The following is a 12,346-nucleotide window of genomic DNA, read 5'->3' as shown; positions in this document are numbered from 1 at the left end:
TTTTCTTTCCTGAACCTGCTAATCATGTTTGGCGCCATTAGCAAACAATTTTTATGCTATGCTTAATGAAACGATGATATGTAACCAAGCAGTGATGTCATTGTTCGCATGGCGTGGCAATTTTTGGAGGAGGCAATCCTACGTGAAGATTTATGATCAACACATGCACACCCTATATTCGTTTGACTCTGAGGCCCAGTTGCGTGATTATCTGTCCCAGACGCAAGCGCCGGTTGTGACAACTGAGCATTTGGAATTCGACAATCCTGACGACGGTGGCCGCGATGATCTTCCGGATTATGAAGGGATGGTGCGCACCCAAGCAGCCTTGGCCGAGCATTATCACAATGAGCTGTTGCTGGGCATTGAGGTTGGCTATTTTGCCCCAGCTGAAGCCCGATTGCGTGACTACCTGGCCCGCCATGACTTCGACCTGACCTTGTTAAGCTTTCATCATGATGGCCGGCATGATTATCTGGATTCGCAAATAGCGACGCTGCCGGCTAAGCAAGTGTTGGAGGCTTACTTTTCACGGATGCTAACCGGCATTCAGCGTTTTCATGATGCTGATGTGTTGGCTCATTTTGACTATGGCGTGCGGCAATTTTCGATAACGCCGGAACAGTTAGAGGCATGGGGAAAAGGGACGCTGGATCAGATTTTTGCGACTGCAGTCGAGCATGACTTGGCATTGGAATTGAACACAAAGTCCATGTACAAGTGGCATAATGCGCCGCTGTATGAGCAGGCTATTGCTTGGTATCAGGCGGCTGGTGGGCATTTGTTCACGATCGGTAGTGATGCGCATGAAGGCCCGCACTATGAGGCCAATTTCGCGCAGGCGTTGGCGATGCTTAAACGCCATGGCATCAAGGAGATTGCCACTTATCATCGACATGAGCGAACGATGGTGCCGATTGAACCGCCAGAGATTGACGCGGATAATGTGTATTGAAATTGGAATTTGGAAATGAAGGTAGTAAAAAGCCGGCTCACGTATGGCGAGTCGGCTTTTTGGCTTATTTCAAGTAAGCATAAACAAAATTGAAGCTATTTCCGGGACTGGTTTTGAGATCGTGCATCTTCGGATTAACCATCCGCGCGGCGACAAGCTGATAAAGTGGAATCGCGCCGGCTTGGTTGACTAAAAGTTGCTCAGCCTCAGTCATGTCTTTAAACCGGGCTGTCGGATTATTGGCGTCAGTTGTATTGGCTTTGGTCATGAGCTTATCATAATCGCTGTTTTGCCATTGACCGTGGTTGTATTCGCTTGTGCTTGTGAACAGATCGAGATAGGTGTTGGGATCAGGGTAATCGGCACCCCACGTACTCAGCACCATATCAAAATTTCGGGTTGAGGCGCGTTGCTGACGATTCTTTGCTGGCACACTAGCAATACTGATTTTAAGCCCCGGTAGATTCTCCTGTAATGTGCCCTGAAGATATTCTTGCGTGGCTTTAACCGCATCAACATCATCACCGAGCAACTCAACATTGACGCTCTTGAGCCCGACTTCCTTCAGCCCTTGTTCCCAAAGTGATTGGGCTTTCTTCTTATCGTAAGACGTGATAGCTTTAGTGCCTTTAGCGACGGCGGTAGCAAAATCCGTTGAGCTGTTTGGCAACTGACTGAGATCGGCCGGGGTAATCCCACGGGCAACGATCGAACCGTCAGCCAGCACATTTTTGACAAAAGAATCTCGGTTGATCGCCATTGAAATCGCTTGACGAATTTTGGCATTCTTGAAAGCTGGTACCTTGTTTTCATTCAGCTCTAAGAAGTAGGTGCGCGCACGCTTCGTGGCAACATAGCCGGTTTTACCTTTTTGCTGAGCGGCAAGCTGACCGGTTAACGTGGCGTCATCTAGTTTGCCGGTATGATAAAGGTCAAGCGCGGTATTGCTGTCTTTAACTACCTGAACATCAATTTGCGTCAGATGAACGTTCTTTTTGTTCCAATACTGGTTATTCTTGACTTCGATCCATTTATCGCCGGTTCCGCTCCAACCCTTAGACTTAAAGGCGCCGTTCGAGAGTGTGTAGACAGATTTGGTGCCGTACTTGTCGCCCCATTTTTGCACCTGTTTGGCCGGTTGCGGGAAGAAGGCGACGTTGTTCAATAAGCTATTGAAATATGGGATGGGGTGTTCCAAGGTAACTTCCAGCGTTTTGTCATTCAATGCCTTAACACCCAGCGTGGCTGCCGGTTTCTTTCCGGCGCGAATGTCATCGGCGTTTTGAATGCCAGAATACATATTGGCCTGCGATGATTTCGTCGCTGGGTTAACGGTGCGCTGCCAGGCAAATACAAAATCCTGTGCTGTTACTGGTGTGCCATCGCTCCATTTCGCGTTACGCAGCTTAAACGTGTACGTGAGACCATTGTTCGTTGGCTTGACGATTTTAGTCGCCATTGCCGGTTGTAAGTCGTGGCCTTCATACTTATACAGGCCGTTCATGGTATCAATGATGGCCTGGCCGGAGACACCTTCTGATGCTTTGCTTGGATCAAGCGTTTGCAAAACATCCGATTCCATGCGGTGCCAAATCTGTTTGCTCGAACCGGAACCGGACTTAGCCGCCGATTGACCGCAAGCAGCTAGCACCAGCGCTAGTGCCGCAGTGACCTTCACGAGCCATTTTTGTTGTATTTTCAAAAGCTTGCCCCTCCATTTCGTAAACTGCTTTTAGAATAACAAGTTGCTTACAAAAAGCAAGTGGATTGTCTTGAAATGGAGGAGCTAAATAGTTGAGAATCGTTGGCTGGTTAAAAAAAATAGTCGATGCTTGGCATGATCATTTTGGGCTTTCACGAAAAGTTAGCTTAACAGTAAAAGTATGATTGTGAGCGTCGATTGCCATTTTGCCGCTGAGGGTTGTGGTCAGTGATTGAACAATGCTCAGGCCTAGCCCAACACTTTGCGTCGTTCTTGCTGTGTCGGTGGTGTAGAAACGATCTGCTAACTGCTCGACGTTGCGGACCGGTTCCACTGTATCATTCGTAAAAATCATTACGATATGGTTCGCATCTTGGCGAATGAGGGAAAGGCTTGCTTGGTTTTTTGCGTATTTAAGCCAATTACCGATCAAATTCTGGATAATGCGTCGTAGCAACGTTTCATCGGTGACTAAGGTAATTCCTTCTGAGATTTTCGGTTTAACCTTTAACCCATTAGCCGAGAGTTGATCGAAATAATCGAAAAGTTCTGTTTTGAGCAACGTTGAGACGTCGATTGGCTTGCGATTTAAAGTGCGCGTTTTTTCCTGAATCAGATTGAAGTCCATCAAATAGTGCAGGTAGTAGTTAACCGAACACAAATTATTGGCGATGCGGGACAGGGATGCTTTGGCACTGGCTTCAGGTTTGCGATCGAGAAGTTGGACGTAACCAGTGGCGACGGTGAGCGGTGTTTTAATATCATGGGTCAGATCCATCAGCATTTGATGGATCTTTTTTTCTTGCTCGACTTGCCGAATCCTCAACTTGCGCATCGCGTTGATATTAAGGTTAATACCGGCAGTCAATCTGCGAATCAAAGGAAAGTTTGTGTTGCTGGTCACGTCAGCATTTGTTTCGTGATTGTTGATATAGTCCAGATCGTGAAGGATGCGCCGCAGATCAATGATGACAAGCGAAAACAGGATGGTCACCAGAAGGCAGACGAGACTAAGTACGATAATAATGGCAAATATCATAGAAATTCTCCTTGTCAAACGAAGCGAACGCCAATGCCCCAAATCGAAATAATGTATTTAGGATCCTGAGCCAGATCATTGATTTTGGTGCGTAAATTGCTGATGTGGACGTTCAGTGTGTTATCAGCGTTTAAAAATGGTTCGCCCCACACTTGCTCATAAAGTTGGCGTTTATCAAACACTTGATGAGGGTCGCGCATCATGAGGGCTAACATAGCATATTCTTTTTTGGGTAACGTCAATGGGTGATGATTGACAGTTACCGCGTGACGTTTTGCATCAAGCACAATTTCGCCGACTTGTAATTGTTCAGAGTTTGCTGACGTTGAAGGTGTATTTTGGCGCAGTTGTACCTGCACACGCGCAAGCAATTCATCGATATCGAACGGTTTGGTCAGATAATCATTCGCGCCATGTTGAAGCAATGACACAGTTTTCTGCTTATCTTGAATGGCTGTCAAAACAAGTACCGGGACTTGTGAGGTCTTACGGATTGTGGTCAAAACACTCTCGCCAGTGACATTTGGTAACATGAGGTCGAGAATCACAAGATCAGGATGCTCTTGGTGAAATTGCGTTAAAGCCTGAATGCCATCGTAGGCTTGGACAACCGTATAAGTCGGCGACAAAACGTCATGCAATAGTGCCTGAATATCCTTGTGATCCTCTACAATTAAAATTTTAGCCATGATGCCCGCTACCCCCTATTACTAATAGTGTAAGCTAAAAAGGCTATATCCCACAATTTAGGATTAATTAAGGTTTGATTATGCTAGCAATTAAGAAAGAATTGGTATGCTGGTTTTGTTGGCTAAAAGAGAACTAAAAAGTTTTGGAGGTTAGGCAATATGAGCGAGCCAATATTAACCATTAATCAGGTTAGCAAACACTTCGGCCATTTTCAGGCGCTAGACCATTTGAGCTTTACGGTTCAGCGTGGTGATATTTTCGGCTTAATCGGCGAAAACGGGGCAGGGAAAACGACACTTATGAGGTTGATTACCGGACTTTCACCGATGCAAACAGGCTCGATTACGTTGTTGGGAGAAAAAGCCGGCCATTATCAGCGCGCATTGAGTCGCATTGGCGCGGTGATTGAAAGCCCAGCTGCGTTTGAAAAATTGACCGTTTTACAGAATCTGCGTCTTTGCGCCATTCAACACGGCATCGATGATCAACAGGTGATGACTGAAACGATTGACTTTGTGGGTCTTCAGGAAAAGCAACGCACGCAAGCTCGTCATCTTTCATTGGGTCAGCGTCAGCGGTTAGGATTGGCACTGGCAATTTTACCGCGCCCGGATTTCCTGATTTTGGATGAACCGATTAATGGATTGGATCCGTCCGGCATTATGGAATTTCGCCAGTTACTCAAACGATTAAACGAAGAACGGCAGACAACCATGCTGATTTCGAGTCACATTTTGAGCGAACTTTATCAAGTCTCGACAAGGTTTGGCATTATTCACCACGGCAGGATGATCAAGCAACTGAGCAAGACCGAATTGGATCAAGCCAATCAATCAGGACTGTCGATAACAGTTGATCAAGCACCTTTAGCCGCGCAAGTACTTGATCACAACGGTTATAAACCTTTCGATGTGCTTGACGATCATCGCCTGTTGTTGCGAAAAGGGGATGTTGACGCTGCCCGCGTGAATCAACTATTGGTGACAAATGGCGTTTTGGTTCAAGACATCAGTCACCAAACCGGTTCACTAGAACAATTTTACATGCAGCTGTTGGGTCAGACTGAAAAGCAGGAGGCCAACCATGATTAATCAAATTCGCGCAGATTTCTATAGACAACTCCACACAGTCGGCATGTATCTGATGCTGGCAGTGACGATCATTTACGCTCTCTGGGCAGTGTTAACGAAAAGTGTTGGCGGTGTCTCGGTGTCTGTCGGCAGCGGCATTTTTACGAAGATCGCTGATCAATCATGGACGGTGCTTTTTGGGCTGAAGGCGGCTAACATGACCGCAACGTTATTGCTGTACTTTTTCATTGGCGTTTTCGTGATTGTCTTTGGTTATGAGTTCACACAAAAGGTCTACAAAAATACGTTAATTTCCGGAATCTCGCGACTGCAATTCATATTGGCCAAATATTTGGTGATGTTGTTGGATCTACTGATTTTGTTCACGACTCACTTTGCTATGGTGCTTATCGGCGGCTTAATCAAGGGTAGAGCATTAGGCGGCGACTGGACAACAGTTTTTGAAACAATGGGGTTGAGCATTGTCGCCGCCACCTTCTTTTTAAGCGTTGTCTTTAGTCTAGGCGTGTTCTTACTGATTGCCACTGGATCCATGACCATTGCCACGATTGTCGTCGTGATTTTCCCGCTACTTATCGAGGTTCTTAATGTCATTGCACAGTGGAAGTGGCTCAAGTATTTTGATTTCTTCGGTGTTTCGCAAAGCATTGGCGTGGGGGCTATGAAAATGAGTGCGTTGTCGCCGTATATTGCTACCAGTTTTGGCTTCCTGATTGTGATGATTGGATTATCTGTCTTGATTTTGCGGCGGAAGGAATTGTAGATTGATTTAAGAGACGTTCCCAAGAAACGACTGAAGTGTCATTTCAGACTAATGACCGATATTTTCGCACAAAACTAATGTTAATATAAAATAAATCGCAAACAGGTAAAGGCAGTTTGTTCTTTGTTTTAATTTGAGCTCTAATAAAGTTCAAAAATGTAGTTAAGCCTGTTATTCAATGATTTGTGAAAATAACGATCAAGTTGAAGACAATCAGAAGGAAATGGTAAAGATGATTAAAAAACTAGAGTCACTACACGATTACGTTAAGAAAAATTACGAGGCCGGTAAGTACGATGCATCGGCAAATGAATATAAACAGTGGACGGAGGATTATCAAGCCGCAGCCACAACGAGTGGACATGCAGATGATGACAGTGATTATGACATGGGTTACCAGCAGTCGATGACCGATCACGACCATGGATTTAGTTTTCGAAATTACCCCGAAGCTGCGATTGATTTTGGAAATCTTGTCTCAGGCAATCGGATGCATGAAGTTGCCGATTTTATCAAGGGCTATAATGCGGCTAAGAAGGATATTGTTGAAAAAACTCAATAATTCCAGAAGATTCTTTCGTTCCCCAATCATTGAAAAACCAAGAATTCAGGAGAGCCGTTGCTAATGCGACGGTTTTTTGTGATGATGTTTGTTCATTTACTTGCTGGAAAAACATCAAAAACTTTTGTGCTGCTTTTGACAGTGGCGTATTTTTTGTCCAAATGAGCGCCATTTGTGTCGAAAGCTTAGGCGAAAAAGGCACAAATTTTAATGACATTTCTTCTTGGTTGAGGAGATGACTGATGCCAACCACGTAACCCATTCCTGCTTCTGTAAGTAATCCGGCATTATAGATTAAATTGTAACGAGCGACAATTTGGCTTTCGGAAAAATGATGACCGGCCCATTTTTGTAACATTTCTACGACCGATTGTCTTTCTGAAACAATGAGTGGTTGCCCGCTTATCTGAGGGGCGGAGATGCCAGGCAAACTGGCCAAGGGATCGTTAGTTGGTACAAGTAACCCCCAAAGATTTTCGCCGATAATTTTGCTAAAGGCATATTTGTAAGTGTCAGTTGGATCAATTACAACTCCAAAGTCCAACAAGCCTTGATCAAGTCGTGCTGTGATTTCATCGGCGTTACCGCTATAAAGTTGCAGCTGGATACTTGGGTATGCAACTAACAATTGTTTAACAGCGCGCAGGACAGTGCGGTTGAGATGGGATTCGCCCAGACCGATCGCCAAATTGCCACCGATGATATTTTCATCCACGATATCGGCAATTGCAGTTTCTGTTAGATTGAGAATCTGACGCGCACGATTGACCAAATAGGTACCATTTGCCGTTAGACTGATCGCCCGGCGCTTGCGCTGAAAGAGTTTGGTGCCAAGTTCGGCTTCAAGTTCCTGCATTTGTCTGGACAAGGCGGGTTGAGAAATGTGAATCTTATTGGCTGCGGCCGTGATGGTGCCCGCATCCGCAATGGCCACGAGGTAACGCAAAGTTCTTAATTCCACTGAGAACCCCCCTTAGTGAGTAGCGATCTGCCTGGATGGAAATAAAACCTCAGACGAGATAGATCGGGACAGATTGTTTCGTTTGAGATTTAGTCTTTTCGGCTGGTGAACGCGTGTTGATTTTATATATAGAGAAAACACATAACACAACATGTTATATAAGTATTATACATTTTTAAACGTCTGACCGATAATAAAAGAAAATATAAGAAGGCACAAGCAATGAACGATAAAGATCAACAAGCAGGCATTTTTGGATTAGGTGCGGTTAATAGCGCGTACCAACAATATTTTACCGGAAAAAGTTATTTGAGAAGTTTAGCAAATGCGTCCGATGACGTTGATGTGCACGTGTCCAATGTGACTTTTGAACCCGGATGCCGGAATAATTGGCATATTCATCACAATGGCTTTCAAATCTTATTAGTTACGAGTGGTGAAGGTTGGTACCAAGCAGCCGGGGAACCTGCACGCCTATTGCATCCAGGCGATGTCGTCACAATACACGAAGGCATCAAACACTGGCATGGGGCGACTAAAGATAATTGGTTTAGTCACGTGGCAATTACCAAGGGGACTAGCGAATGGTTAGAACCAGTTTCTGATCAAGCTTATGCACAGCTACGGGAGGTGAAATAGCATGGCAAAACAAACAGCAGGACGAAAACAATTGGGTAAATTTGCACCACAGTTTGCGGCTTTTAATGATGACGTGTTGTTCGGCGAAGTCTGGTCAAAAGAGGATGAACTATCGGCTCGCGACCGTAGTCTCATTACGATTGCGTGCCTCATGACCAGCGGGGATTTTCCGCAACTAAAGGCGCATCTGCGTATGGGCAAGGAGCACGGCATCACCAAGAAAGAAGTGGTTGCTGAAATTACTCATTTAGCTTTTTATGCAGGGTGGCCAAAAGCTTGGTCTGCGTTTGCTCTGGCAAAGGAAGTCTATGATGAATGATGAGATTGGCGTACGATTGACTAAAGCTATGGATTTTATCAGCTAAAAATTGGCAAAGACTTAGTGGCCGTGAGCGCAACTGAGGCTTTGCCTTTTTTCTGTGAGTGGGGTTGTCATCGGCAGTCAGAAGAACTAAGCTAGTTCTATGGGTATCGAACAAAAAGATAAAACAATGGCAAATATTTTTAAAGTCCTCGGTGAACCGCATCGCATTGAGATTTTGCGGATACTTTACCACGCGAGACGAGAGCTGACGTGCTCGGAGGTTAGTGCGCAGCTTAATTTAAGTAAATCGACAGTGTCGTATCATTTTCGTGCTATGCGATTGGCTGGATTGACCCATACGCGGCAAGTGGCCCAAACCAAGTATTTATCGATCAATGAGACAGTTTTTGAACGGTTTTTACCAGGCTTTTTGACGACGCTTTAATTTTTTGTCTATTAGTTCGATGTTAATCGAATAAAGGGGGATGCATAGTATGCTTAGGTTATTTTACGCATCAGGCACCAGTGCGATGGCGCCGCATATTTTGTTGACAGATGCCGGTCTAGATTTTGAGGCGGAAAAGGTCAACCTGGATCGCAAAACTTGGCGAGGCGGTGATTATAATCAGATCAATCCCAAGTCATATGTGCCAACGTTGCAGATTTCACCGTCAACATATCTAACTGAATGCGCTGTGATATTGGAGTATATAGCCTCAAAAGCTAAGGGTGATTATCGAAGTTCAGAGGACAGTATGGCTTACTGGCGGGAACGCATGTGGTTAAATTATATTGCAACGGAGCTGCACAAAAATTTTATATCGCCATTTCGCCGTGGTAATTGGCTGCCGAATACCGCGAATTCAAAAAAATTGGTGTGGCAGCGGGTAGCACCGAGATTGCAGTATGTTGAGGAACGTCTTCAGGGGCCATGGTTGATGGGTAAACGGTTTTCGATGGCGGATCCGTATCTTTTTGTCATGACTAACTGGATGCGGCGGCTTGGTTTTTCGTTTGATGGGTTGCAGAAGTTACAGGCGTTTGACGAATCAATGCGTGAGCGGCCTAGTGTGAAGGAGGTGCTTAAGATTGAGGGCAAGCCGCATAGCGTTACGGATGGATAAGAATCGGGAGGCGACCATATAAAAAACACCAGATGTCGAGAAAATTGACGGTATAAATTGTAGACCAATTCTGGTGGCCGCTGTCAGTTTTGATTTTCTAATTTTGATGTTCATTTTATTGACTTTATAACGACAGGAACTACGGGTAGATTCAGCAAACAGTCTAAACAATAAGCCGGCATGTGACAGACTTCCAGTCGGGTTCCATGCTGGTTTATTTGCGGAGAAAGTGCAGTATTAAAGCAACAATTTTGCTTTGTGTATTCTATTGATTGGAATGATTTCAACGCCCTAATGCCCCTTCACAAGGGGTATATTTTAATTCACGCAGTCACGTAGACTGCGACGTAGCCACCATGCGTGCCGGCCAAGTAGCAACCATTTCAATTCACGCAGTCACGTAGACTGCGACTTTTACATTGACTTGCATAACGCGGTGTACAATAGATTTCAATTCACGCAGTCACGTAGACTGCGACAGTCACCACTGGCATTGACTGATAACCCAACTTGCGATTTCAATTCACGCAGTCACGTAGACTGCGACGTTAAAGAGTTACAGCCTCACATCGAAGCCGTCAAATTTCAATTCACGCAGTCACGTAGACTGCGACGGGAATGAACACCAAATTCCCAGTCGTGCTGTGATATTTCAATTCACGCAGTCACGTAGACTGCGACGGCAATTGGATCCAGATGATTCGGAGGCGTCACTTATTTCAATTCACGCAGTCACGTAGACTGCGACGATGCGCATTTATGACCATCACGTTGCAAATCTTGGATTTCAATTCACGCAGTCACGTAGACTGCGACAGGTGACTATTCATCCTTGGTCAGTGCAATTGATATTTCAATTCACGCAGTCACGTAGACTGCGACGTGATCGATTGCTGTCACTCGTCTTGCGACGAAATATTTCAATTCACGCAGTCACGTAGACTGCGACCTTTCATTCATGGATAAGACGTTTAGCGGGTTGATTTCAATTCACGCAGTCACGTAGACTGCGACAGACACTCGGAACCGAGCTAACTTCCTCTTCCATATTTCAATTCACGCAGTCACGTAGACTGCGACCTGATCGCCGTACATAAGCACCTTTGGAAATTGGAAATTTCAATTCACGCAGTCACGTAGACTGCGACGATCTCTTCGGTTTTGCCGTTCTTATCAGGAATGAATTTCAATTCACGCAGTCACGTAGACTGCGACCGCTGGCGTAAGCTTGAATATCTTGACCAACCTATTTCAATTCACGCAGTCACGTAGACTGCGACGGCTTGCCTTGATTAATCCGCCAGCCAATACCCAATTTCAATTCACGCAGTCACGTAGACTGCGACTTGCCCAGCTCAGATTCCCCGCGCCTATAGCGCAATTTCAATTCACGCAGTCACGTAGACTGCGACTTCACTACCAAACGTCGATCAACTCGGCAACAAATTTCAATTCACGCAGTCACGTAGACTGCGACCGCAACATAATGTGTTTCCTAACACATAAGACGAATATGTTGTGGCTGGAACTATTTATAAAACACAAGAAAAGCAAAGAGCAAGTCAAATTGCGAAATATACTTAACAACAGGAGTGCGAATGTACCGGCGTTTTCATGTGTGCCTTACATTCGCACTTAGATCTTCATTGCCGAAACATGTTGTTCTTCACTAATAATATAACATAGTACGTTAACTTATCTTCAATGCCTGCCTGATATGATCAACTAGATTTAAAAAAACTTTTGGCTGCAGGCTTGTAAGCGCTATGTTTTCGGCTTCTTCTGCTGGCAATCAAAGCCAATAGGTGAAATAATGAGCATAGGTGAATTTAATAGCTGCTTTGGAGGTGACTCGATTGTATTATTCAGAAGAGGATTGGCTTTTAATATCTGGCATTCAGCATTTCGTTTTTTGCAAACGTCAGTGGGCACTTATTCATATTGAACAAGTCTGGAAAGACAATGTGCTTACGTATGAAGGCACTCAACTCCATACAAATACTGATGATGTAACCTTTAAGGAAAAACGCAAAGATTTATTAGTTGTTCGGGGATTGCGTGTCCATTCCGCGGAATTAGGTATTAGTGGCATTTGTGATGTTGTTGAGTTTAATAAGTCGCAAGATGGCGTGCAACTTAATGGTCGCAAGAGTCGCTATCAGCCGCTTGTCGTGGAATACAAGCACGGGCATCAGAAGCGGGATCTTTCCGATACTTTACAGTTGGTGCTAGAAACAATGTGTCTGGAGGAGATGCTCGGCGCCACTATTGATGGGTATACTCCTACTGAGGTAGACAAGCAAATAATTAAAGCTTGTCTGCCGAGGAAGGAGTATTTTTATGGGCCGAAAAGGTTCGAGATACAGCGTAGAAGAAAAGCTTTACTATATTGGTTTAGTGAAGGGGGGTATGTCACCTAACGCCATTCGAGAAGAGTACGGTGTCCATCCTTCACATGTGGTTCAGTGGATAGAGCGGTATGATGCGGGTGGCGTGGACGCACTGGCCAAACGCCG

At 45.0% G+C, this 12,346-nt stretch carries 13 protein-coding genes, 1 pseudogene and 1 CRISPR repeat array; of the genes and pseudogenes, 10 read left to right on the top strand and 4 right to left on the bottom strand.

Annotated elements, in window-relative coordinates:
* Positions 1-142: 142 nt before the first annotated feature.
* Positions 143-955, top strand: coding sequence for a PHP domain-containing protein (locus BVJ53_RS10425; RefSeq protein ID WP_129302333.1), 813 nt, complete (start codon positions 143-145; stop codon positions 953-955).
* 64 nt (positions 956-1,019) lie between these two features.
* On the opposite strand, the gene BVJ53_RS10420 is transcribed toward BVJ53_RS10425, so the two are convergent.
* The 3 genes from BVJ53_RS10420 to BVJ53_RS10410 form a co-directional block, all read right to left on the bottom strand.
* Positions 1,020-2,657 (bottom strand): peptide ABC transporter substrate-binding protein, encoded by a 1,638-nt coding sequence (locus BVJ53_RS10420; RefSeq protein ID WP_129302332.1) that lies wholly within the window; start codon positions 2,655-2,657, stop codon positions 1,020-1,022.
* A 139-nt stretch (positions 2,658-2,796) separates the two neighbouring features.
* The gene (locus BVJ53_RS10415) at positions 2,797-3,693 is read right to left on the bottom strand and encodes a sensor histidine kinase (protein ID WP_129302413.1); all 897 of its coding nucleotides are present in this window, start codon (positions 3,691-3,693) and stop codon (positions 2,797-2,799) included.
* Between the two features lie 17 nt (positions 3,694-3,710).
* Entirely contained in the window at positions 3,711-4,385 is a 675-nt protein-coding gene (locus BVJ53_RS10410; RefSeq protein WP_129302331.1) for a response regulator transcription factor, read from the bottom strand.
* Between the two features lie 159 nt (positions 4,386-4,544).
* Between BVJ53_RS10410 and BVJ53_RS10405 the strand changes: the two genes are divergently transcribed.
* The 3 genes from BVJ53_RS10405 to BVJ53_RS10395 all read left to right on the top strand — a co-directional run bounded on the left by BVJ53_RS10405 (position 4,545) and on the right by BVJ53_RS10395 (position 6,802).
* A complete protein-coding gene (locus BVJ53_RS10405) occupies positions 4,545-5,477 on the top strand; it encodes an ABC transporter ATP-binding protein (RefSeq protein WP_129302330.1) in 933 nt (310 codons plus the stop codon).
* Positions 5,470-6,240: an ABC transporter permease gene (locus BVJ53_RS10400; protein ID WP_129302329.1), complete on the top strand. Its 771-nt coding sequence runs from the start codon at positions 5,470-5,472 to the stop codon at positions 6,238-6,240. Before BVJ53_RS10405 ends, BVJ53_RS10400 begins: the two co-directional genes overlap by 8 nt.
* Positions 6,241-6,472: 232 nt before the next feature.
* Positions 6,473-6,802 carry a hypothetical protein gene (locus BVJ53_RS10395; protein WP_129302328.1) on the top strand — a complete coding sequence of 110 codons (330 nt, stop codon included), beginning with the start codon at positions 6,473-6,475 and terminating at the stop codon, positions 6,800-6,802.
* 91 nt (positions 6,803-6,893) lie between these two features.
* On the opposite strand, the pseudogene BVJ53_RS10390 reads toward BVJ53_RS10395, so the two are convergent.
* Positions 6,894-7,763: pseudogene (locus BVJ53_RS10390) on the bottom strand (LysR family transcriptional regulator); the annotation flags it as partial.
* Between the two features lie 222 nt (positions 7,764-7,985).
* Here BVJ53_RS10390 and BVJ53_RS10385 point away from each other — a divergent pair.
* The 6 genes from BVJ53_RS10385 to BVJ53_RS15540 all read left to right on the top strand — a co-directional run.
* Entirely contained in the window at positions 7,986-8,402 is a 417-nt protein-coding gene (locus BVJ53_RS10385; protein ID WP_129302326.1) for a cupin domain-containing protein, read from the top strand.
* A 1-nt stretch (position 8,403) separates the two neighbouring features.
* A complete protein-coding gene (locus BVJ53_RS10380) occupies positions 8,404-8,721 on the top strand; it encodes a carboxymuconolactone decarboxylase family protein (RefSeq protein WP_129302325.1) in 318 nt (105 codons plus the stop codon).
* Between the two features lie 145 nt (positions 8,722-8,866).
* Positions 8,867-9,151, top strand: a complete 285-nt coding sequence (locus BVJ53_RS10375; protein WP_129302324.1) for an ArsR/SmtB family transcription factor — start codon at positions 8,867-8,869, stop codon at positions 9,149-9,151.
* Between the two features lie 49 nt (positions 9,152-9,200).
* Positions 9,201-9,830 carry a glutathione S-transferase family protein gene (locus BVJ53_RS10370; RefSeq protein WP_129302323.1) on the top strand — a complete coding sequence of 210 codons (630 nt, stop codon included), beginning with the start codon at positions 9,201-9,203 and terminating at the stop codon, positions 9,828-9,830.
* 315 nt (positions 9,831-10,145) lie between these two features.
* A CRISPR array of direct repeats spans positions 10,146-11,307; the repeat unit is 32 nt; unit sequence ATTTCAATTCACGCAGTCACGTAGACTGCGAC.
* 379 nt (positions 11,308-11,686) lie between these two features.
* Positions 11,687-12,250 (top strand): CRISPR-associated protein Cas4, encoded by a 564-nt coding sequence (locus BVJ53_RS10365; protein WP_238150167.1) that lies wholly within the window; start codon positions 11,687-11,689, stop codon positions 12,248-12,250.
* On the top strand, positions 12,171-12,346 hold a 176-nt coding region (locus BVJ53_RS15540; protein ID WP_137295988.1), incomplete at its 3' end, for a helix-turn-helix domain-containing protein. The genes BVJ53_RS10365 and BVJ53_RS15540, both read left to right, overlap by 80 nt.

Origin of the sequence: Lacticaseibacillus chiayiensis (genome assembly GCF_004123795.1) — a bacterium.
GTDB classification, from domain to species: Bacteria; Bacillota; Bacilli; order Lactobacillales; family Lactobacillaceae; genus Lacticaseibacillus; species Lacticaseibacillus chiayiensis.
The sequence above is the reverse complement of the archived record's forward strand: the minus strand, read 5'-3'. Positions and strand labels throughout refer to the sequence as shown.

What these genes read in the sequence shown, in the direction of transcription:
- BVJ53_RS10410 (WP_129302331.1), bottom strand. Translation starts at nt 4,385, where the DNA reads ATGGCTAAAATTTTAATTGTAGAGGATCACAAGGATATTCAGGCACTA.
- BVJ53_RS10405 (WP_129302330.1), top strand. Translation starts at nt 4,545, where the DNA reads ATGAGCGAGCCAATATTAACCATTAATCAGGTTAGCAAACACTTCGGC.
- BVJ53_RS10400 (WP_129302329.1), top strand. Translation starts at nt 5,470, where the DNA reads ATGATTAATCAAATTCGCGCAGATTTCTATAGACAACTCCACACAGTC.
- BVJ53_RS10395 (WP_129302328.1), top strand. Translation starts at nt 6,473, where the DNA reads ATGATTAAAAAACTAGAGTCACTACACGATTACGTTAAGAAAAATTAC.
- BVJ53_RS10385 (WP_129302326.1), top strand. Translation starts at nt 7,986, where the DNA reads ATGAACGATAAAGATCAACAAGCAGGCATTTTTGGATTAGGTGCGGTT.
- BVJ53_RS10380 (WP_129302325.1), top strand. Translation starts at nt 8,404, where the DNA reads ATGGCAAAACAAACAGCAGGACGAAAACAATTGGGTAAATTTGCACCA.
- BVJ53_RS10375 (WP_129302324.1), top strand. Translation starts at nt 8,867, where the DNA reads ATGGGTATCGAACAAAAAGATAAAACAATGGCAAATATTTTTAAAGTC.
- BVJ53_RS10370 (WP_129302323.1), top strand. Translation starts at nt 9,201, where the DNA reads ATGCTTAGGTTATTTTACGCATCAGGCACCAGTGCGATGGCGCCGCAT.